Genomic DNA, 22,207 nt, shown 5'->3' on the forward strand with positions numbered 1-22,207 from the left:
TGATCGCAGGACTGCATTTTAAGAAAGAAGTGAGATGACCACGTATTCCAACGAAGCAGTACTCGAAGCGCTGAGGCGGGTGCAGTATCGGCAGGTCCCGTGGGCGCGTCGTCCTGAAGTGTTCCAGTATTTGCGCGATCTCGGCATGATGGACATCGTCCGGCAGCGCACGGTTGCGCCGGCGCCGGGTTTTCATGCGCCGGTCGATATCGCGGTGCTGACCGATCGCGGCCGCGCCGAATTCGCCCGGCTCGCACGCGACGAGCGCACGCTGCAGTGGAGCGCGCATCGCGTGGCCGACTACGTCGCGGAGCGCGTGCCCCAATCCGGCCTCGAAGCCAGCCAGTAGCGCTGAATCCTCTTAGTCCCGCCAAAAAAAAGCCCGCATCGAAAGATACGGGCTTACCGGAATTACTGCTGCCACGCTGTGCTTGATGGCGTAAGGGTAGACCGCACATGAAGCGCGGTGGTTCCCCGGGGCAGGGTATATGCTGAGCCGCGACGTGCCGGGCGGTCTTGCCGGCGCCCGTCATCGCGGCGCTTTCATCGGTTCCGGCCGTCCCCTCGATGGTGTTTCGCTGGCCGGCTTACCGGCGTTGCGTCGGTTCCTGCTTCTGCGGCGCGCTGCGGCGGGCATTGTCCGCAATGTCGCCGCGCAAGTCGCCGCGCGGCACGGGCGGCTTGCCCGCGTTCGGGCCAGGCGCTACGGGCGGCATGGCGCGCGCGCCGGTGCGCGATATCGACCATGTCGGTGCGGAGGCATGCGGCGGCTGGGCCGCGGCGCTGAACGACACGAACGAGGCCGTTGGCGCGAAGAGGGCGAGGGTGGACAGCGAAACCATGATGCCCCGAATGTGCAGGTTCATGGATTTCATGGTGGTTCCCGTCAATCCGGTTGCTTGACGTTAGTGGACATGCTCCTAAGCTAACGTCAGCCGCGAAAGCGCGCTGTAAATATTGGTAAAGAGATGTATCGCGCGGTGCCGGTCGTCTGGTTGCGGACGCAGCAATGTCGATGCAGCCTGCATCGGCTGGAGAGGGGCGGCGCTATTGGCGCATGACCGGAAAGCAGTCTGCACTGACCGCGAAATGCGGAAGGAGTCAGAGAAAAACACGCCGGGCGCACGAGGCGCCCGGCGGAAAAGCAAGTGAAGCGTGGCTCAGGCCATCTTGACCGGCGCGCGCCACGATTCCGGATTGGTCCAGAACGCGCCGCGCAGGCGATCACGGCTGGGCGGCGCCGGCGGCTTGGTCGCCGTGGCGCCGATACGGCCGCGCAGCGAAATTTCACGTCCGCTCGTGCTAAGCCGCTTGACGATCTCTGCAAGCGTGCCGTCTGCCTGCCACTCGTCGAAACGACGGCGGCAAGTCGGCGGCGAGGGGTAGCGGCCCGGCAGCTTGGACCAGCCCTCACCCGTCGAAAGCACCCAGAGCACCGCGTTGACCACAGCACGCGCTTCGACGCGAGGCCGTCCGCGCCGTTCGCTCCGTGCCGGTTCGGCACAGAACAACGCCTCGACCAGCGCCCATTCGTTGTCTCTCAAATCGTCGAACAGCATCATGTTTCACCTCAGCGAAGCTATCTCCGGTGCGCTGCCCCGCGCTGCGCACTCTTCATGTACTCCCGGCCGGATGCCGGAGTACCAGGCGGGCCCGGCTGGATCGTCCCGGACTCCATGCTTCCGGTACGTCCATCGAACCTGTGCGTGCCTTAATGCGAAAACCGTGCCAGCACGTACGTTCTCGTCTTGAAGCCGCGTGGCGCCAAGCCCGCGCGGGAGATTGCCAGGGGCGTATAAGACTCGAAAACACTTATCGAGAAAATCGGGAGAATCACCAATCTTGTGCAGGCAAGCCCGTCCGACGTGCGTTTGCGCCGTATTGCTGCATTGCGGCGAACAATGGGCAGTGAGGGTCATCGACCCGTAACAGTGGGTGTCCGGCATAGAATTGCATGAAAACGGACAATTCATGAGGCGAGTGGATGAATGTGACGCTGCGGCAGTTGCGGGTGTTCATCGAGGTCGCCCGGCTGCAGAGTTTTAGCCGGGCAGGGGACGAAATCGGGCTCACGCAGTCTGCGGTGAGCCGCTGCGTGCGCGAGCTCGAAGCCGAGATTGGCGTGAAGCTCGTCGACCGGACCACGCGCGAGGTGCAGCTCACCGATGTCGGCGCGAACCTGATCGCGAGCATTCCGCGCCTGCTCAACGATCTCGACGACGCCTTGCGCGAGATTCGCGAGATCGGCGAGCAACGGCGCGGCCGCGTCGTCGTGGCGGCCAGTCCGACGGTCGCGTGCCGCTTGATGCCTCAGGTCGTTGCCGCGTGCGGGCGGCAGTTTCCCTACATTACGCTTGGATTGCGCGACGACGTGCAGAGCGACGTCGTCCGCAAGATCCGCTCGGGCGAGGTGGACTTCGGTGTCATCATCGGACCCTTTGCCGCTGAGGATCTCGAAACGGAATGCCTGACCACGGACTCGTTCTGCGTGGTCGTGCGCGGCGATCACGCGCTCGCGTTGAGCCAGGAAGTCCCGTGGAAGGAGCTGGACGGCGAGCGTCTGGTGATGCTGGACTACGCCTCGGGCAGCCGCCCGCTCATCGACGCCGTGATGAGCGAGCAGGGCGTGCGCGCACGCGTGGTGCAGGAGCTGGGTCATCCGGCCACGGTCTTCGGCCTCGTCGAGGCGGGCGTGGGCATCAGCGTGCTGCCCTGGCTCGCGCTGCCGGTGCCGGCGGGCGCGCCCCTGCTTGCGCGGCCGCTCGTGCCGCGCGCGGAGCGCACCGTCGAGCTCGTGCGGCGGCGGGACCGCTCGCTTTCGCCTGCCGCCGAAGCCGTCTGGTCGCTGATCCGTCAACTTGCCGGCCAGCCCGAAGCGCAACGCTGAAGCCGCTGCGCTGACGCTTGCAGGCGCGATCCTCATCGCGCGGGGCCGCGCGCTACACTCCATGTTTTCCCACATTCTGTGCCACCCGGAACCCCGATGAGCGATTTCGACCCGTCGTCCTCCATCTCCCTGCCGCGTGAAGCAGTGCGTGCGTTGCGCTCGTCGCAGATCCGCGAAGTGGCGAACGCCGGCTTCGGCGTTCCCGACGTGCTGCCGTTCTGGTTCGGCGAGTCGGACCGCGTGACGCCGCCGTTCATCCGCGAGGCGGCCGCCGAGGCGCTGGGGCGCGGCGACACGTTCTATACGCACAACCTCGGCATCGCGCCGCTGCGCGAATCGCTCGCGCGCTACGTGAGCGAACTGCACGGCGCGACGTCGGTGGACAACGTGGCGGTCACGAGCGCCGGCGTCAACGCGCTGATGCTCGCGGCGCAGCTCGTCGTCGGCGCGGGCGACCGGGTGGTGGCGGTGACCCCGCTGTGGCCGAACCTCGTCGAAATCCCGAAGATCCTCGGCGCCACGGTCGAGACGGTCGCTTTGAGCTACGGCGAGCGCGGCTGGACGCTCGATCTCGACCGGCTGCTGGCGGCGCTCACGCCCGGGACGCGCCTGCTCATGATCAACTCGCCGAACAATCCGACCGGCTGGGTGATGACGCGCGACCAGCAGCGTGCGGTGCTCGAGCATTGCCGGCGTCTCGGCATCTGGATCGTCGCCGACGAGGTCTACGAGCGCCTTTATTACGGCGACGCGAGTGAGCGCACCGCGCCCTCATTCCTCGATATCGCGTCGCGCGACGAGCGCCTGATCTGCGTCAATTCGTTTTCGAAGGCCTGGCTCATGACCGGCTGGCGGCTCGGCTGGATGGTCGTGCCGCGCACCTTGACCGACGATCTCGGCAAGCTGGTCGAGTACAACACCTCGTGCGCGCCCTCGTTCGTGCAGCAGGCCGGCATTGCGGCTGTCGAGCACGGCGAGCCGTTCACGCGCGCGCTGGTGGCCGATCTGCGCGCCTCACGCGACCACCTCGCAGCGGCGCTCGCGAAACTGCCCGGCGTCGACGTGAAGGTGCCACACGGCGCGATGTACCTCTTTTTCCGGCTGGCAGGCGCGCAGAATAGCCTCGAGCTGTGCAAGGCGCTGGTACGCGACGCAGGCCTCGGGCTCGCGCCGGGCAGCGCGTTCGGACCGCAAGGGGAAGGCTTCGTGCGCTGGTGCTATGCGTGCGATCCGGCGCGGCTCGACGCAGGCGTCGAGCGACTCGCGCGCTATCTGGAGGCGGTGCGAGCGTATTGAGCCGGCACGGGCGTGCGTAGGGCCGGCATGCGCCGCGCCATGCGGCCGTGTGGCGCGAGCGCACATAAAGCGATGGCGGGGCCCGGATTAAAATGAGGCCGCTCATGCGGAATGGCGTCTTTACGCACCCAGCGTTTTTGCGTAATATGGCGCTCAGTCAAGCGAATCCCTGCGGGAATTTCGCGGCTCCCTCCGGCTGGGTCTGGCTCTTGCCTGAATTTCGACCCCCCGGTGCGTGCTCCCATCAATATGACCGATCAGAATCGGGCGAGCGCGTCTCCAGTTCCATATCGTCTTTCGTCTGTCTGATCCGGTTCCTTGAACCTGATTTACCTTACTTAGGGTCTGACCTGGCTGCATGAATACCCAAGAGGCGAAAATCGTCCTCGAGACTGCATTGATCTGCACGCAGGAGCCGTTGAAGATCGGCGAACTGCGCAAACTGTTTGCCGACGACATTTCGGCCGACACGGTCCGCAACCTGCTCGAAGACCTGCGGCATGAATGGTCCGGGCGCGGCGTCGAGCTGGTGGGGCTCGCGTCGGGCTGGCGCTTTCAGAGCAAGCCCGCCATGCGGACGTACCTTGACCGGTTGCATCCCGAAAAGCCGCCGCGCTATTCGCGCGCGGTCCTCGAAACACTCGCGATCATCGCGTACCGGCAGCCGGTCACGCGCGGCGACATCGAGGAAATTCGCGGCGTCACGGTCAACACGCAGGTCGTCAAACAGCTCGAGGACCGTAACTGGATCGAAGTCATCGGTCATCGTGACGTGCCGGGCCGCCCGGCGCTCTATGCAACGACACGGGAGTTTCTCGACGATCTCGGACTGAAGTCGCTCGACGAATTGCCGCCGCTCGACGATCCGTCGGGCCAGTTCGGGGAGCAACTGCTTGCGCAGCATGCGATCGAGTTTCCCGATAGCGCCGCGGCGCAGTTCGTCGCGGAAGGCCAGCCCGAGGCGGTCACCGAAGCAGCGGGCGCGGAAGATGCGCTGACGCTGGTAGCCGAGGGCGAAGCGTCGGGCGTCGAAACGTCGGGCGTCGAAACGCCCGCACAGCCCGAAAGCGCAGCGTACGAGACGCACGCGACGGAACAAACGCACGAGGCGGCAGGCGCAGACGTTGCATACGCAGCCGATGCCTCGGGCGAAGCGGTACCTGAAGAAACAAGCCTCGCGCAGGACGGGCTAGCCCCGGACACTCACGCGCAGGATGCCGCGCACGCAGCAGATGCGGCGGGCGAAGAAGAACACGAAGACCGCCGCGACGCGGCGCAGGACGACCCCGTCTCAACGACGGACGACGAAGCCGCACGACGCGGCATCTGAAGCAACAAGCATTTTTGACGCGCCCCGCAAGCGGGCGCGCAACCTGACATTTGAGGTTGTTTTGACTGATATCCACGACACCGATTCGACCGACGCGTCTGAATCCGCGCGCCGCGCGTCCTCCGCGCGCGACGACGACACGCGTGCTTCGCAGGTCGAAGGCGAAGCACAGGGCGGCGAGGGCGAAGAGCGCCCACGCCGCGGCCTGCGCCGCGGGCCGCGCAGCCTGATCGCGCGCCGCCGCGCGGGCGCGAAGGCAAAGTCCGCCGAAGGCGCGGAAGGCGCCGACGCGTCCGAAACGCCTGCTGCCGCGCCGGAAGCGGCGGCTGAGCGCGCTCCCGCCGGGCGCGCACCGCGCAAGGACGCAGGCGCGAAGAAGCCGGCCCGCCGCCAGAACACGGGCGCCGCCGCTCAGGGTGAGCGTCGAGGCGAACGCCAGCAGGGCGAGCGCCAGCAAGGCGCGGGCAAACGCCAGAAGGGCCAAGGTCAGGGCCAGGGCCGAGGCGAAAGCCAGCCGGCAGCCGCCGCGGGCGAGTCCACGCAGGACGACCTGTTCCTCTACGTGACGTCGCCGGCGTTCGACGCCGACAACGGCGCCAGTTCGGGCGTGCACGCACCGATGCTGCGCCGCGGCCGTGCCCAGCAGCCCAAGCGCGTGCTGAGCCCGGACGACGACGCGCCCAAGCTCCACAAGGTGCTGGCGGATGCGGGCATGGGCTCGCGCCGCGACATGGAAGAGCTGATCATCGCCGGGCGCGTCTCGGTGAACGGCGAGCCCGCGCACATCGGCCAGCGCATTCTGCCGACCGACCAGGTCCGCATCAATGGCAAGCCCATCAAGCGCAAGCTGCAGAACAAGCCGCCGCGCGTGCTGATCTATCACAAGCCGACCGGCGAAATTGTGAGCCACGCCGATCCGGAAGGCCGTCCGTCGGTGTTCGACCGCCTGCCGCCGATGAAAACGGCGAAGTGGCTGGCTGTCGGCCGTCTGGACTTCAACACCGAAGGTCTGCTGATGCTGACCACCTCGGGGGACCTGGCCAACCGTTTCATGCACCCGCGCTACAGCGTGGAGCGCGAATATGCCGTGCGCGTCGTGGGCGAGTTGACCGAGGGTAATCGCCAGAAGCTGCTCAAGGGCGTCGAGCTCGAGGACGGCCCCGCGAGTTTCCTGCGCATCCGCGACGGCGGCGGCGAAGGCACGAATCACTGGTATCACGTCGCGCTGGCCGAAGGGCGTAACCGCGAAGTGCGCCGGATGTTCGAGGCAGCGGGCCTGATGGTGAGCCGCCTGATCCGCACGCGCCACGGCCCGATCGCGCTGCCCAAGGGCCTCAAGCGCGGCCGCTGGGAAGAGCTCGAAGACAATGAGGTGCGCGCGCTGATGGCAGCGGTCGGCCTGAAGGCGCCGAGCGAAGAGAAAGGCGGTCGTGGCGGCAAGGAGCAGGAGCGTCGCCAGCCCGATCCGATGCAGACGTCGATGGGCTTCATCAACCGCGAGCCGGTGCTGAGCTCGCACGGTGCGATGGGTCAGCCGCGTCAGGGCCAGGGCCAGGGACGGCGCGGCGCGGCGGGCGGTTTCGGCGGCGGCGCGGGCGCCGGTCATGGCAATTTCGGCGCGGGCTCCGGCTTCGGCGGCCGTGGCGGCAACCGTGCAGGCGGCCGTGAGGTCGACGGCAACCGTGCACCCGGCGCGCAGGGCGCGCAGGGCAAGCGTGCGGGCGGCAATGCCAACGGGAATCGCCGCAGCGGTGCCGGCAACGGCGGCAATGCCAACTCCAGTGGCAACCGCGCGGGCGGCAACAGCCGTGGCGGCCAGCGTGGCACGCCGCGCAACCGCACTCGCGGGCATTGACCCGCATGGCGCGACGCCTGGCCGCGCCATGCGGCGGACGTCGCGGCTACGCAACGGCGGCGATACGCGTGGTTAGCGCGCAAAACACCGGAAAATCCCCTTGCGAGCCCATAAATAACGGTAAAAGGCTGCTCCGGCTTGACCCGTGATTTGCGTTAATGTGTAAAAAAGGCTAGAATCACAAAGTCGCTGGGCGTGCGGCTGTTATTTGCGCCCCAGGTGCGACCACCTGGCTAAGTGAGAAGATGGGCGTTTCGCCCATTTTTTTTTTGGTTCGCCCCAAACTGGTTACCAAAATGCCGACGTTTCACGTTCGGCATTGTCAATTTGGGGGCGTCTAAAGTCACCAACGCGCCAGGTCGTTCGTCATCGTGGGGCAGGTAGGTGAGAAGCGCGCGCGCTCACCTGGCGCGCGGCCCGCGAATCCCTAGCGAAGCAAGAATTAGAGCGAAGGAAGTTGCTGGCCCGCTGCGCAGAACATCTGGAGTGGGCATTGTGCAACTGACGGAACTGATTGAAACCACGGTCACCGGGCTCGGTTACGAGCTGGTCGACCTCGAGCGCACCGGGCGCGGCATGCTGACCATCTTCATCGATCAGCCCGCGGGGATCGCGATCGAGGACTGCGAGAAGGTCACGCGTCAGCTGCAGCACGTTCTGACGGTCGAGAACATCGACTACGAGCGACTCGAGGTTTCGTCGCCGGGTCTCGACCGTCCGCTGAAAAAACTGGCGGACTTCGAACGCTTCGCAGGCTGCGAAGCGGTAATCACGTTGAAAAAGCCATTAGACGGACGGAAATCGTACCGGGGCATCGTGCATGCTCCCGAAGGCGAATCCATCGGTCTGGAATTCGAAGGGAAGGCGGGTCCTGCGATGCTCGATTTCACGCTCGCGGACATCGACAAAGCACGCCTTGTCCCCAAAGTTGACTTTAGGAGCCGCAAACAATGAGTCGCGAAGTGTTGATGCTGGTGGATGCGCTGGCACGCGAGAAGAATGTCGACAAGGACGTGGTGTTCGCCGCCCTTGAAGCGGCGCTTGCGTCGGCCTCCAAGAAACTCTTCGACGAGGATGCGGATATCCGCGTGCATATCGATCGCGAAAGCGGCGAACACGAAACGTTCCGCCGCTGGCGCGTCGTGCCGGACGAGGCGGGCTTGCAGGAGCCGGACCAGGAAATCCTGCTGTTCGAAGCGCGCGAGCAAGACCCGGAAGCGCAGATCGACGGCTTCGTCGAGCAGCCGGTAGCTTCGGTCGAGTTCGGCCGTATCGGCGCACAGGCCGCCAAGCAGGTCATCCTGCAGAAGGTGCGCGACGCCGAGCGCGAACAGATCCTGAACGACTTCCTCGAGCGCGGCGAAAGCATCATGACCGGTACGGTCAAGCGCATGGACAAGGGCAACTTCATCGTCGAATCCGGTCGTGTGGAAGCGCTGCTGCGCCGCGACCAGCTGATTCCGAAGGAAAACCTGCGCGTGGGCGACCGCGTGCGCGCCTGGATCGGCAAGGTCGACCGCACCGCGCGCGGCCCGCAGATCGAACTCTCGCGCACGGCGCCCGAGTTCCTGATGAAGCTGTTCGAAATGGAAGTGCCCGAAATCGAACAGGGCCTTCTCGAGATCAAGGCGGCGGCGCGCGATCCGGGTGTACGCGCCAAGATCGGCGTGGTGGCTTACGACAAGCGCATCGATCCGATCGGGACCTGCGTCGGCATCCGCGGTTCGCGCGTGCAGGCCGTGCGCAACGAGCTCGGTGGCGAAAACGTCGACATCGTGCTATGGTCGGAAGATCCCGCCCAGTTCGTGATCGGCGCGCTCGCGCCGGCTGCCGTGCAGTCGATCGTCGTCGACGAGGAAAAGCACGCGATGGACGTCGTGGTCGACGAGAGCGAACTCGCAGTCGCGATCGGCCGTAGCGGCCAGAACGTGCGTCTCGCCAGCGAGCTGACCGGCTGGCAAATCAATATCATGACGCCGGACGAATCTGCGCAAAAGCAGAATCAGGAGCGCACGGTGCTGCGCGACCTGTTTATGGCGCGTCTCGACGTGGATGAGGAAGTCGCCGACATCCTGATCGACGAAGGCTTCACGAGCCTCGAAGAGATCGCCTACGTGCCGCTCAACGAAATGCTGGAAATCGAGGCGTTCGACGAGGACACCGTGCACGAGCTGCGCAACCGCGCTCGCGACGCGCTGCTCACGCAGGCGATCGCGAACGAGGAGAAGGTGGAAAGCGCCGCGCTGGACCTCAAGAGTCTGGACGGTATCGACCCGGACCTGCTCGCGAAACTGGCGCAGCATGAAGTTCACACCCGCGACGAGCTCGCCGAGCTGGCCGTGGACGAGCTGGTCGAAATGACGGGAATGGAAGAGGACGCCGCCAAGGCGTTGATCATGAAGGCACGTGAGCACTGGTTCCAGTAACCCGCCGACGGGAAACTGCATCAGGGCGCGACGAGCAGGAAGCGACCATGACCCACTGAACTGAACGCGGCGGAGCCTTGCAGAACGCGAGGCACCGAAGGCCGCATGACCCGATGTCAACCGCAAGGAATCGGTCCTTGCATTAAGAGGAATGAATGGCGAGTAACAACGTAGCCCAATTTGCCGCGGAACTGAAGATGCCTGCCGGCGTGCTGCTCGAGCAGCTGCAGGCGGCGGGCGTCACGAAAGCGAGCGAGAGCGATGCCTTGTCGGAGACCGACAAGGCACGTCTGCTCGATCACTTGCGCAAGTCTCACGGCTCGACTGATGCAGACAAGCGCAAGATCACGCTGACGAAACGGCATACGTCGGAGATCAAGCAGTCCGATTCGACGGGTAAGGCACGCACCATTCAGGTCGAGGTGCGCAAGAAGCGCACGTTCGTCCGCCGCGACGAGTCCGCCGGTGAAGCGGATGCATCGAATCATGCAGCCGACGCAGCCGCTGCCGCCGAAGAGGCGGAGCTGCAGCGCCGCGAGGAAGAAGCGCGCCGCGAGGCAGAACTGCTCGAGCGTCAGGCCCTGGAGCTCAAGGAGCGCCAGGAACTGCTCGCGCGTGAAGAGTCGGAGCGCCGTTCGCGCGAAGAGGCCGCCGAGGCCGAGCGCCGCCGTGCCGAAGAAGAAGCTGCAAAGAAGAAGGCTTCGGCCGATGCCGCCGCTCGCGAGCTGGCCGCTCAGGCCGTGGCTGCGCAGCGCAATGCCGAAGCGGAAGCGAAAGAAGTGAAGCAAGCGCAGGATCAGCAAGAAGAACAGCGCGCTGCAGCCGAGCGCGCCGCGCAGCGCGAAGCGGCCCAGAAGGCCGAAGCCGCCGCACGCGAAGCCGCCGAAAAGGCGCAGAAGGAACAGGACGAGATCGCCCGCCGCCGTGCGGCTGCCGAAGCCGAAGCGCGCGCGATCCGCGAAATGATGAACACGCCGCGCAAGGCGCAGGTGAAGGCGCCCGAGCCGCCCAAGCCCGTCGAGCCGCCGGCCAAGCCGGCCGAAGCGAAGGGCACGCTGCACAAGCCGGCCCGTCCGGAAGGTGCTCCGGCCCGTCCGACCGGTGCAGGCGCCGCGGCGAAGAAGCCGGCCACGACGGCCGCGCCTTCGACGAGCGCGCCGGGTGCCGGCGCGGGCGACCGCAACAAGAAGCCGGGCGCAGGCAAGGGCGGCTGGCAGGACGACGCGGCCAAGCGCCGTGGTATCAAGACGCGCGGCGACTCGTCGGGCGGCGTGGACCGCGGCTGGCGCGGCGGCCCGAAGGGCCGTGGCCGTCACCAGGACGCTTCGACGTTCCAGGCGCCGACCGAGCCGATCGTGCGTGAAGTGCACGTGCCGGAAACCATCACGGTGGCCGACCTCGCGCACAAGATGTCCGTGAAGGCATCGGAAGTCATCAAGGTGATGATGAAGATGGGCCAGATGGTCACCATCAACCAGATGCTCGACCAGGAAACGGCGATGATCATCGTCGAGGAACTCGGCCACCGTGCGGTCGCCGCGAAGCTCGACGATCCGGAAGCGCTGCTGGTCGAAGGTCAGGGCACGGCTACGGACGCCGAGCAGCTGCCGCGTCCGCCGGTCGTCACGGTCATGGGTCACGTCGACCACGGCAAGACGTCGCTGCTCGACTACATCCGCCGCGCCAAGGTTGCCGCTGGCGAAGCGGGCGGCATTACGCAGCACATCGGCGCTTACCACGTCGAAACGCCGCGTGGCGTCATCACGTTCCTCGACACGCCGGGTCACGAGGCCTTTACGGCCATGCGTGCTCGCGGTGCGAAGGCAACCGACATCGTTATTCTGGTGGTCGCAGCCGACGACGGCGTGATGCCGCAAACGAAGGAAGCGATCGCGCACGCCAAGGCTGCGGGCGTGCCGCTCGTCGTGGCGATCAACAAGATCGACAAGCCGGACGCGAATCTCGAGCGCGTGAAGCAGGAGCTCGTCGCAGAAGGCGTCGTGCCGGAAGAGTACGGCGGCGACTCGCCGTTCGTGCCGGTGTCGGCGAAAACCGGCGCGGGCATCGACGATCTGCTCGAAAACGTGCTGCTGCAGGCTGAAGTGCTGGAACTGACTGCACCTGTCGTAGCGCCGGCCAAGGGTCTCGTGATCGAAGCGAAGCTCGACAAGGGTAAGGGTCCGGTTGCAACGATCCTCGTCCAGTCCGGCACGCTGAACCGTGGCGACGTCGTGCTCGCTGGCAGCGCCTACGGCCGCGTGCGCGCGATGCTCGACGAAACCGGCAAGCCCACGAAGGAAGCGGGCCCGTCGATTCCGGTCGAGATCCAGGGTCTTTCGGAAGTGCCGGGCGCGGGCGAAGAAGTCATCGTGCTGCCGGACGATCGCAAGGCGCGTGAAATCGCCATGTTCCGTCAAGGCAAGTTCCGCGACGTCAAGCTGGCGAAGCAGCAGGCCGCGAAGCTCGAAAACATGCTCGAGCAGATGGGCGAAGGCGAAGTGCAGAACCTGCCGCTCATCGTCAAGGCGGACGTGCAGGGTTCGCAGGAAGCGCTGGTGCAATCGCTGCTCAAACTGTCGACCAGCGAAGTGCGCGTGCAGATCGTGCACAGCGCGGTCGGTGCGATCAGCGAGTCGGACGTCAACCTGGCAACGGCTTCGAAGGCGGTCATCATCGGCTTCAATACGCGTGCAGATGCGCAGGCGCGTAAGGTTGCCGAGGCGAATGGCATCGACATCCGCTACTACAACATCATCTATGACGCAGTGGATGAGGTGAAGGCGGCGATGTCGGGCATGCTGGCGCCGGAGAAGCGCGAGACAGTCACGGGCATGGCCGAGGTGCGTCAGGTGATTCGCGTGCCGAAGGTCGGACTGATTGCGGGTTGTATGGTCACGGACGGTTTCGTCAAGCGTTCGTCGTCGGTGCGCGTGATCCGCAACAACGTGGTCATCCATACCGGCGAACTCGACTCGCTCAAGCGCTTCAAGGACGACGTCAAGGAAGTCAAGCAAGGCTTCGAGTGCGGTATGTCGATCAAGAACTTCAGCGACATCGTCGAAGGCGATCAGTTCGAAGTGTTCGAGATCACCGAAGTCGCGCGTACGCTGTAATACAGCGGCGCCCGCGGGCAGACCTTCAGGGTTGCCCGCTTGGCCGATAACGGGCGGGGCAGGCGCTGGCCAGCCCCGCCCGTTTTGTTTTTTGCGCGGTCGTGTGCGCCTTCGTGGACGCAACGCCGCCTGAATGCCTCGCAGATAAAGAGGTGGAACCATCATGCCGAAAAAACGTACTTCCCCGAATCGCAACGTGCAGATCGCGGATCAGATCCAGCGCGATCTGTCTGAGTTGCTGCGCGAAGTGAAGGACCCCCGAATTGGGCTCGTGACGATCCAGAGCGTCGAACTCACGCCCGACTACGCGCACGCCAAAGTCTACTTCACGACCCTCACGGGCGACCCGAAGACCACGCAGGAAGCGCTCAATCACGCCGCAGGCCATCTGCACAACCAGCTCTTCAAGCGCCTGCACATTCACACGGTGCCGACGCTGCATTTCCACTATGACCAGTCGGTCGAGAAGGGTGTCGAGATGTCGCGCCTGATCGACGAGGCGAACGCCACGCGCGCGAAGGACGACTGACGCGGGCAATGACTGCATCATCGAAACAGAATCATGGCGGGCAGCGATCTGACGCGGCGCGACCGAAAGTCCCGCGCCGCCTGCTCGACGGCGTGCTGCTGCTGGACAAGCCCGTTGGCCTGTCCAGCAACGACGCGTTGATTCGTGCGAAGCGTCTGTACCGCGTGAAGAAGGCCGGCCACACCGGCACGCTCGACCCGCTCGCGTCGGGCCTGCTGCCGCTGTGCTTTGGCGAGGCGACCAAGTTTTCGCAGGATCTGCTCGAAGCCGACAAGACCTATGAGGCGACCATGCGCCTCGGCATTCGCACGGCCACCGGCGACGCCGAAGGCGAGGCGATCGAAACGCGCGAGGTCAGCTGCGACGAAGCCGCCGTGCGTGAGGCGATGACGCGCTTCCTCGGCGACATCGTGCAGGTGCCGCCGATGTATTCGGCGCTCAAGCGCGACGGCAAGCCGCTCTATGAATATGCGCGTGCGGGCCAGACGGTCGAGCGCGAAGGGCGCGAGGTGAAGATCCTTGCGCTGGAGATGATCGCCTGTGCGCTTCCCGAGGTTCCCGAGGTGACGTTTCGCGTGACCTGCAGCAAGGGCACGTACATCCGCACGCTTGCCGAAGATATCGGCGAGGCGCTTGGCTGCGGCGCGCATCTCGTGATGCTGCGGCGTACGGGTGTGGGCGCGCTCACGCTCGAGCATGCGGTGACGCTCGACGCGCTCACGGCCGCCGACGAGCCCGAGCGCGACACCTGGCTGCGCCCCGTCGATGCGCTGCTCTCCACGTTCCCCGCCGTCACGCTCGACGCGGAAGCGGCGCGCCGCTTCACGCATGGCCAGCGCTTGCCGCTCAACGAGCTGGTGCTCGATCGCGCGGTTTGCGAAGCGGCCGGGCGCGTGCGCGTGTACGCGGAAGATGGGCGCTTGCTCGGTGTCGCGAAGGCCGCGAACGGCGTGCTTGCGCCGGAGCGGCTAGTGGTCAGCGGCGCGGCCTGAGCGTACTCGCACCGCGCCAGGAGCGCAAAAACAAAAACGGCACGCCGGTGAACAACCGGACGTGCCGTTTTGCTATGGACACCCGCGAGCGCTAGCGCATCAACCTCAGTGCGCTGCCGAAGCCGCTGCACCCGCGTCCGCACCGCCGGCACGCTCGGGCCGCGTGATCCAGATGAGTGCGATCAGCACGATGAAGATCATCGAGGAAATCCAGAACAGGTCGTTCACACCGAGCTGCGCGGCCTGCTGCGAGAGCATCCGGTCGAAGAGCCCATGCGCCTGCGAAGGATCGAGACCCGCGCCCTGGAATTGCTGCATCGACTGGTTGAAGACCGGGTTGGTCGGCGTGGCCACTTCGTTCAGGCGCGCGTGGTGAAACGTCGTGCGGTGATCCCACGCCGTCTCGAAGATCGACGTGCCGATACCGCCGCACATGATCCGCACGAAGTTCGACAGGCCGGACGCCGCGGGGATACGGCTGCCCGGCAGCCCCGAAAGCGTGATGGACACGAGTGGAATGAACAGACCCGCCATGCCGATGCCCTGAATGAGCGTAGGCAGCGTGAGCGCCCACGTGTCCACGCCTGTCGTGTATTGCGAGCGCATCCAGAAGCATAGTGCGAACACGATGAAGGCTGTCGTCGCGATATAGCGCGGGTCGGTGCGCGGCAGGATCTTGCCCGTAATGGGCGAGAGCAGGATGGCGAAGAAGCCCACCGGCGCCATCACGAGTCCCGCGTCCGTTGCGGTGTAGCCGAGCGTGGTTTGCAGCCACAGCGGCAGCAGCACGAGATTGCCGAAATACAGCCCGTAGCCCACCGAAAGCGCAATCGTGCCTCCCGTGAAATTGCGCCGCGCGAAGAGCGACAGGTCGACCACAGGGTGATCCGCGGTCAGCTCCCACACCACGAAGAACGCGAATGCGATCACGGCGGTGAGCGCCAGCACGACGACCGTGGTGGACGAGAACCAGTCGAGGTCCTTGCCCTTGTCGAGCATCACCTGCAGCGAGCCCACCCAGATGATGAGGAGCGCAAGACCCACGCCGTCGATCGGCGCCTTCTTCACGACCGAATCACGATTGCGGAAGATCATCCACGTGGCGAGCGCCGCGATGATGCCAACGGGGATGTTCACGTAGAAAATCCACGGCCACGAAATGTTGTCCGAGATCCAGCCGCCAAGAATCGGGCCGGCTACCGGCGCGATCAGTGTGGTCATCGACCACATCGAGAGCGCCATGGGCGCCTTCGCGCGCGGATAGCTCGCGAGCAGCAGCGTTTGCGAAAGCGGGATCATCGGGCCGGCCACGGCGCCTTGCAGCACGCGCGAGGCGAGCAGGATGGGCAGCGTGGGTGCGAGGCCGCACATCCACGACGAGATCACGAACAGGATGATCGACGCCATGAAGAGGCGCACCTGGCCGATGCGGTCGGTGAGCCAGCCCGTGAGCGGCACCGAAATCGCGTTGGCCACCGCGAACGAAGTGATGACCCACGTGCCCTGGTCCGACGACACGCCGAGGTCGCCCGAGATCGACGGGATCGACACGTTCGCGATCGAGGTGTCGAGCACGTTCATGAACACCGCGAGCGACACCGCGATGGTGCCGATCACGAGTTGCGCGCCCTGTAGCGGCGGATGTGCGACGGGTTGTTGTGCTGCTGCCATTGCGTCCTTTCTTGTTGACCTGTTTGAGGCAACACGAAGCAAAGCGGCGCGGGCTGAGGATCAGCCCGCGCCGGCGCTTGCGAGTGCTTTTATCAGGGCTTCGATCAGCCTTACGCGCCCGGCTTCGCCGAGTGAGCGGACGACACCTGCGCCTTGGCGGCTGCGTTGCCGGTCGCGCTGCTGGCGTTGTTGCTAGCCGCCTTGTGCGCATTCGGACCGGCGTTTTCGGCGATGATGCGCGCGATTTCCGCATCGGCTTCTGCGCCGTACTTGGCGAACACATCGGTCTCGTAGACGGTGTTCTGCGCATTGCCGAGCTGCGAGCCCGAATCGTTGCGGATGCTCACGTCCACCTGCATCGAGAGGCCGATACGCAGCGGGTGCTTCTGCAGGTCTTCGGGATCGAGCGAGATACGCACTGGCAGGCGCTGCACCACCTTGATCCAGTTACCCGTCGCGTTCTGCGCGGGCAGCAGCGAGAAGGCCGAGCCCGTGCCCGCCGAGAAGCCCACCACCTTGCCGTGATAGACGACCGACGAGCCATACACGTCGGCCGTCATCTCGACCGGCTGGCCGATGCGCATGTGCTTGAGCTGCACTTCCTTGAAGTTGGCGTCGACCCACAGCGAGTTCAGCGGCACCACCGACATCAGCGGATTGCCCGGCGAGACGCGCTGGCCCACCTGCACCGAGCGCTTGGCCACGTAGCCGGTAACGGGCGCGGGCAGCGTGTTGCGCGCATTCGCCAGATAGGCGTCGCGCACCTTGGCGGCGGCGGCCTCCACGTTCGGGTGATTGGCGATGGTGGTGTTCGCGGTCAGCGCGCGGTTCGCGGCGAGCTGCTGCTGCGAGGCTTCGAGCGCGGCTTCGGCACTGCGCACGGCGTCGCGGGCGTGCGAAATCTCTTCCTGCGAGACGGCGCCCGTCTGCGCGACCTGCATGCGGCGGCGCAGGTCGTCCTGCGCACGCGAGAGGTCGGACTGACGCTGCGCGACTTGCGCTTCGTACTGGCTGTCGTCGGCGAAGAGGCCGCGCACCTGGCGCACCGTCTGCGCGAGCTGCGCTTCCGTTTGCTCGAGCGTGACGCGCGCGTCGGCCGGGTCGAGCAGCACGAGCGGGTCGCCGACGTTCACCGTTTGCGTATCGTCCGCTTTCAGTGCGATCACCGTGCCGGTGACCTGCGGCGTGATCTGTACGACGTTGCCGTTCACGTAGGCGTCGTCCGTGCTTTCGGTAAAGCGCGCGACGAGGAAGTAGTACAGGCCGTATGCAACGGCTGCAATCACGATCACGAGGACAAGCAGCGTCATCATGCGCTTGCGCTTGCCGCTGTTCGCGTTCGGCTGCGGATTGGCCGCCGGCTGCTGGGGGGTGCTCATGGAAGGATCTCCGGATGCTTGCGTGCTGTTCGTTCAGTTTTTGATGTTCGTGTGCTGCCCGGCGCTCAATTCGACGCAGGCGCAGCGTTGGCCGCGCTCGTCGATGCCGCCGCGTTCTGCGGCGAGCGCGTACCGCGCCACGGGGCGCCGTTCACGTCGCTCTGGCCGCGTGCTTCGCTGCCGACTTCGGCGGGCGGCGTGAGCCCCGCGCCTTGCGCTTCGAAGCCGCCGCCAAGCGACTTGATGAGCGCCATCTGCTGGTCGCGGCGCTGCGCCTTCAGGTTCGACACCGTCTGCTCCGCGGCGAGGCGGTTCTGGTCGGCGGTGAGCACCTGAAGCTGCTCGGAGAGTCCCGCCTTGTAGCGGATTACCGCGAGCTGCCAGGCCTTGGTCGACGCGTCGAGCGCGCGATCGGCGTCCACCAGTTGCCTGTCGGCCGAGTGGATCGTCGACACGTTGGTCGCCACGTCCTGGAACGCGCCGATGAGCGTCTGGTTGTAGTTCGCCACATCGAGCTCGAAGTCGGCGTAGCGGCCCTTCAGTTGCGCGCGCAACGCGCCCGCGTCGAAGAGCGGCAAGTGCACGGCCGGGCCGATATTCATCTGGCGGCTCGTGAAGTTCAGGAATTTGCCCCAGCCGAACGCGTCGAAGCCGAAGCCGGCTGCGAGGTTCACGTCGGGATAGAACTCGGCCTTGGCTTCCTTCACGTCGTGCATCGCGGCTTCCACCTGCCAGCGCGCGGCGACGATGTCGGGGCGGCGCGCGAGCAGGTCGGCGGGCAGGTTGTCGGGCAGGGCGACGTTGGCGACCGGGTTGAGCACCGGTTGCGCGATTTGCAGGCCGCGGTCCGGGCCCTTGCCGAGCAGCGCGCCGAGCTGATAGCGCACGGATTCGATCTGGCCGTCGATCTGCGAGAGGTTCGCCTGGCTCGTCGCGATGTTGCCGTTCGCGGTCTGTTTCTCGACGTTGGTGTCGAGGCCCGCCACCACGCGGCCGTCCGTGATCGTACCGATGGTCTTGCGGTTGTCGATCTCGTGCACGGCGATGTCGCGCAGCTCGTAGAGCTGGGCGAGCTGGTTGTACGTGCGCGCAACCGACGAGGCGAGCGTGATGCGCGCCTGCTGCATGTCCGCCTCGGCGGCACGCTGCGTGGAAACCGCTTGCGCGAGGCGCTGGCGGTTCTTGCCCCAGAGGTCCAGATCCCACGAGGCGCTGGCGAGCACGTTGTTCTCGCTATACCAGGTGCCGCCGTACGGGGGCGGGAAAAGGGCGTTGGCCGAGTACAGCTCGCGGGTCCACGAATAGCTCAGGTTGGCCTTCGGGAAGAGCGCCGAGCGCGAGGTTTCGATATACGACGACGCCTTGGCGAGGCGCGCCTGCGCCTGAGCGATGCTCGGGCTGCCTTCGAGCGCCTCATCGATCAGTTTGGGCAACTGCGGGTCGCCGAACTGGTTCGCCCAGTCGAGCGTCGGCCACTGGCCGCCTTGCGACGGAATGCTCTGCGAGCTTTCGAACTGCTGCGGCTGATCGATGGTCTTGTCGCTCTTGATGCCGATGTAGTTCGCGCAACCCGCAAGGGCGAGCGCCGCGACCGCGGCGGCGACCGCCGCCCGGCAGGACAGTGCCCGCACGGCCGGAACAGGCGCAAACTCGGTTTGGGATTTCATTGCTCGTCTCGATGCGTGAGAGTGTGTGGTGATACTGGACGATGCAGCTATTTTCTTGTTCGGCGATTTCAAATTTGCTTGCCCCGTCATCAATTCTCGGACGGATTCGGGTTCGAACTCTGGCTAGCTTCGCAGCTATTCGAAAGGATCCGCCGCAACATGCTCTTCAGGAAGCCGACTTCCTCAGGCGTGAATCCGGCGGAGAGATGCTCCGTGACGCTGCGGAAAATCGCCGGCATGCGCGCGGCGATGGCAAGGCCCTCGGGTGTGAGCGCGAGGCGTACCGCGCGGCGGTCTTCGGAGCTGCGCACGCGCTTCAGGAGCCCGCGCTTCTCCAGCCGGTCGACCAGGCGTGTGACGGCGCTCGCGTCGATGCCGTACTCGCGGGCGAGTTCGGCCGCGAGTGTGCATTTGCCGGTCGCCACCATAAAGAGGATGCTGGCCTGCTGGCTCGTAACGCCGAGTTCGGCGACGGCGCGCTGGGTGACCATGTTCGACATGGTCGATTTCACCCGCGAGATCAGGTAGCCGACGCTTTCGCCGAGGTCGTAGTCGCGAACTTCGGGCGGGGGCGTGGGAGTCGGATCCGTCATGATTCTGCTGCGACTGCAATGGTTGACCAGGCAGGGATTATAGGGGCGGTTAGTTGACGCGGCAAGGTTTATTCTGCCTTTGCCGAGAAACCTTTGCAGAGTAGGGGCTTAATCCGGCCCCATGGGCATGAGAAAATACGGCGTGGACGGCGCGCCGCGGCGCCCGTTACATCTTTGCCCGCGTTGCGCCGTTGCGACGCCGGCCACCCCGATCCAGGGTGCCCCCTTATATGCGCAAGATCAATTCATCTGCGCGTGCTACAATTTCAGGTTCCCAAAAGTGCGTCATCGCAGCGATGCTGAATTGACCCGCCGGCAGTAATCCGGGGCGGATCGAAGCGGCGGCCGCGCGCCCTCGCCGGGCCTGCCAGCAGGCATGCGCGGCGCACTCAACTGTACCCAGGTTCCTATGTCCCGCGCTCTTCGCAACATCGCCATCATTGCCCACGTCGACCACGGCAAGACCACGCTCGTCGACCAACTGCTGCGCCAGTCCGGCACCTTCCGCGACAACCAGCAGATCGCCGAACGCGTCATGGACTCGAACGACATCGAAAAAGAGCGCGGGATCACGATTCTCGCGAAGAACTGCGCGGTCGAGTACGAAGGCACCCACATCAACATCGTCGACACCCCGGGCCACGCCGACTTCGGCGGCGAAGTGGAGCGCGTGCTCTCGATGGTCGACTCGGTGCTGCTGCTCGTCGACGCCGTGGAAGGCCCGATGCCGCAAACGCGCTTCGTCACCAAGAAGGCGCTCGCGCTCGGCCTGAAGCCGATCGTCGTCGTCAACAAGATCGACCGTCCGGGCGCCCGTATCGACTGGGTGATCAACCAGACCTTCGACCTGTTCGACAAGCTCGGCGCGACCGAAGAGCAGCTCGACTTCCCGGTGGTGTACGCCTCGGGCCTGAACGGCTACGCGTCGCTCTCCGACGACGCGCGCGAAGGCGACATGCGTCCGCTGTTCGAGGCGATCCTCGAACACGTGCCGGTGCGCGACGCCGATCCGGAAGGTCCGCTCCAGCTGCAGATCACGTCGCTCGACTATTCGACCTACGTCGGCCGTATCGGCGTGGGCCGTATCAAGCGCGGCCGCATCAAGCCGGGTCAGCCGGTGGCACTGCGCTTCGGTCCGGACGGCGAGGTGATGAACCGCAAGATCAACCAGGTGCTGTCGTTCAGCGGCCTCGAGCGCGTGCAGGTCGAATCGGCTGAAGCCGGCGACATCGTGCTGATCAACGGCATCGAAGACATCGGCATCGGCGCGACGATCTGCGCGGTCGACACCCCCGAAGCCCTGCCGATGATCACGGTGGACGAGCCCACGCTGACGATGAACTTCCTCGTCAACTCGTCGCCGCTCGCCGGCCGCGAAGGCAAGTTCGTGACGAGCCGCCAGATCCGCGACCGTCTCACGAAGGAGCTGAACCACAACGTCGCGCTGCGCGTGAAGGACACCGGCGACGAAACCACGTTCGAAGTGTCGGGCCGTGGCGAACTGCACCTCACGATCCTGATCGAAAACATGCGCCGCGAGGGCTACGAGCTGGCCGTGTCGCGTCCGCGCGTGGTGTTGCACGAAGTCGACGGCGTGAAGCAGGAGCCGTACGAAATGCTGACCGTGGACGTCGAAGACGGCCACCAGGGCGGCGTGATGGAAGAACTGGGCCGCCGCAAGGGCGAAATGCTCGACATGGCGTCGGACAGCCGCGGCCGCACGCGTCTCGAGTACCGCATTCCGGCCCGCGGCCTGATCGGCTTCCAGGGCGAGTTCATGACGCTCACGCGCGGCACGGGTCTCATGAGCCACGTGTTCGACGCCTACGGCCCGATCAAGGAAGGCACGCTCGGCGAGCGCCGCAACGGCGTGCTGATCTCGCAGGACGACGGCGCCGCTGTCGCCTACGCACTGTGGAAGCTGCAGGACCGCGGCCGCATGTTCGTGAAGCCGGGCGACGCGTTGTACGAAGGCATGATCATCGGCATTCACAGCCGCGACAACGACCTCGTCGTGAACCCGATCAAGGGCAAGCAGCTCACCAACGTGCGCGCCTCGGGCACCGACGAAGCCGTGCGCCTCGTGCCGCCGATCCAGATGTCGCTCGAATACGCCGTGGAATTCATCGACGACGACGAACTCGTGGAAGTCACGCCGCAGTCGATCCGTCTGCGCAAGCGTCACCTCAAAGAGCACGAGCGTCGCCGCGCGAGCCGCGAAGGCGCTGCCGAGTAATTTGCAGTCACCGCTTTTTTCCGCACTGCAATGCAAACAGAAATACAGGAAAGCCGCCGCTTTACGGGCGGCTTTTTTGCGTCTGGCGGGGATTGCATTGCGGTGCAGGAAGAGAGCATTGCGAACGCCGCAAAAGCCCATATAAAAAGGGTTTGCGCGTGATGTTCGGTCGCATTGCATCCTGTGGCGAGATGCGCATATGCGCTATACTCCGCGGATGCATGATTTAGGTC

General features: G+C 65.4%; 16 protein-coding genes and 1 pseudogene. 11 read left to right on the forward strand and 6 right to left on the reverse strand.

Annotated elements, in window-relative coordinates:
* The first annotated feature begins 34 nt into the window (after nt 1–34).
* Entirely contained in the window at nt 35–349 is a 315-nt protein-coding gene (locus A3CW_RS0117995; RefSeq protein WP_028204806.1) for a hypothetical protein, read from the forward strand.
* A gap of 238 nt (nt 350–587) precedes the next feature.
* Here the strand turns inward: A3CW_RS0117995 and A3CW_RS0118000 are convergent, their stop codons facing one another.
* Together A3CW_RS0118000 and A3CW_RS0118005 are read right to left on the reverse strand one after the other, a co-directional pair.
* The gene (locus tag A3CW_RS0118000; RefSeq protein ID WP_028204807.1) at nt 588–875 is read right to left on the reverse strand and encodes a hypothetical protein; all 288 of its coding nucleotides are present in this window, start codon (nt 873–875) and stop codon (nt 588–590) included.
* Between the two features lie 288 nt (nt 876–1,163).
* A pseudogene (locus A3CW_RS0118005) lies at nt 1,164–1,559 on the reverse strand (transposase); the annotation flags it as partial.
* A 425-nt stretch (nt 1,560–1,984) separates the two neighbouring features.
* Here A3CW_RS0118005 and A3CW_RS0118010 point away from each other — a divergent pair.
* The 9 genes from A3CW_RS0118010 (at nt 1,985) to truB (ending at nt 14,428) form a co-directional block, all read left to right on the forward strand.
* The gene (locus A3CW_RS0118010; protein WP_028204809.1) at nt 1,985–2,887 is read left to right on the forward strand and encodes a LysR family transcriptional regulator; all 903 of its coding nucleotides are present in this window, start codon (nt 1,985–1,987) and stop codon (nt 2,885–2,887) included.
* Nucleotides 2,888–2,983: 96 nt separating this feature from the next.
* A complete protein-coding gene (locus A3CW_RS0118015) occupies nt 2,984–4,183 on the forward strand; it encodes a pyridoxal phosphate-dependent aminotransferase (RefSeq protein ID WP_028204810.1) in 1,200 nt (399 codons plus the stop codon).
* 358 nt (nt 4,184–4,541) lie between these two features.
* Entirely contained in the window at nt 4,542–5,513 is a 972-nt protein-coding gene (gene scpB / locus A3CW_RS0118020; RefSeq protein WP_028204811.1) for an SMC-Scp complex subunit ScpB, read from the forward strand.
* Between the two features lie 61 nt (nt 5,514–5,574).
* A complete protein-coding gene (gene rluB / locus A3CW_RS0118025; protein ID WP_028204812.1) occupies nt 5,575–7,368 on the forward strand; it encodes a 23S rRNA pseudouridine(2605) synthase RluB in 1,794 nt (597 codons plus the stop codon).
* 495 nt (nt 7,369–7,863) lie between these two features.
* Entirely contained in the window at nt 7,864–8,322 is a 459-nt protein-coding gene (gene rimP / locus A3CW_RS0118030; protein ID WP_028204813.1) for a ribosome maturation factor RimP, read from the forward strand.
* Nucleotides 8,319–9,794 (forward strand): transcription termination factor NusA, encoded by a 1,476-nt coding sequence (gene nusA, locus A3CW_RS0118035; protein ID WP_028204814.1) that lies wholly within the window; start codon nt 8,319–8,321, stop codon nt 9,792–9,794. The genes rimP and nusA overlap by 4 nt, the downstream gene beginning before the upstream one ends.
* 155 nt (nt 9,795–9,949) lie before the next feature.
* Complete coding sequence (gene infB, locus A3CW_RS0118040; protein WP_028204815.1) at nt 9,950–12,907, forward strand: translation initiation factor IF-2; 2,958 nt, start codon at nt 9,950–9,952, stop codon at nt 12,905–12,907.
* Between the two features lie 163 nt (nt 12,908–13,070).
* Nucleotides 13,071–13,436 carry a 30S ribosome-binding factor RbfA gene (gene rbfA, locus A3CW_RS0118045; RefSeq protein WP_028204816.1) on the forward strand — a complete coding sequence of 122 codons (366 nt, stop codon included), beginning with the start codon at nt 13,071–13,073 and terminating at the stop codon, nt 13,434–13,436.
* 8 nt (nt 13,437–13,444) lie between these two features.
* Nucleotides 13,445–14,428: a tRNA pseudouridine(55) synthase TruB gene (gene truB / locus A3CW_RS0118050; protein WP_028204817.1), complete on the forward strand. Its 984-nt coding sequence runs from the start codon at nt 13,445–13,447 to the stop codon at nt 14,426–14,428.
* Nucleotides 14,429–14,533: 105 nt separating this feature from the next.
* On the opposite strand, the gene A3CW_RS0118055 is transcribed toward truB, so the two are convergent.
* The 4 genes from A3CW_RS0118055 to A3CW_RS0118070 form a co-directional block, all read right to left on the reverse strand.
* Nucleotides 14,534–16,099, reverse strand: a complete 1,566-nt coding sequence (locus A3CW_RS0118055; RefSeq protein WP_028204818.1) for a DHA2 family efflux MFS transporter permease subunit — start codon at nt 16,097–16,099, stop codon at nt 14,534–14,536.
* A 110-nt stretch (nt 16,100–16,209) separates the two neighbouring features.
* On the reverse strand, nt 16,210–17,478 hold the full coding sequence (locus tag A3CW_RS0118060) for an EmrA/EmrK family multidrug efflux transporter periplasmic adaptor subunit (RefSeq protein ID WP_028204819.1): 1,269 nt from the start codon (nt 17,476–17,478) through the stop codon (nt 16,210–16,212).
* A gap of 65 nt (nt 17,479–17,543) precedes the next feature.
* Entirely contained in the window at nt 17,544–19,145 is a 1,602-nt protein-coding gene (locus tag A3CW_RS46735) for an efflux transporter outer membrane subunit (RefSeq protein WP_051481556.1), read from the reverse strand.
* An 89-nt stretch (nt 19,146–19,234) separates the two neighbouring features.
* The gene (locus tag A3CW_RS0118070; protein WP_028204820.1) at nt 19,235–19,738 is read right to left on the reverse strand and encodes a MarR family winged helix-turn-helix transcriptional regulator; all 504 of its coding nucleotides are present in this window, start codon (nt 19,736–19,738) and stop codon (nt 19,235–19,237) included.
* Nucleotides 19,739–20,147: 409 nt separating this feature from the next.
* On the opposite strand from A3CW_RS0118070, the gene typA reads away from it, so the two are divergent.
* Nucleotides 20,148–21,974, forward strand: coding sequence for a translational GTPase TypA (gene typA / locus A3CW_RS0118075; protein WP_028204821.1), 1,827 nt, complete (start codon nt 20,148–20,150; stop codon nt 21,972–21,974).
* Nucleotides 21,975–22,207 lie beyond the last annotated feature (233 nt).

This window comes from Paraburkholderia nodosa DSM 21604, from assembly GCF_000519185.1.
Classification (GTDB): domain Bacteria; phylum Pseudomonadota; class Gammaproteobacteria; order Burkholderiales; family Burkholderiaceae; genus Paraburkholderia; species Paraburkholderia nodosa.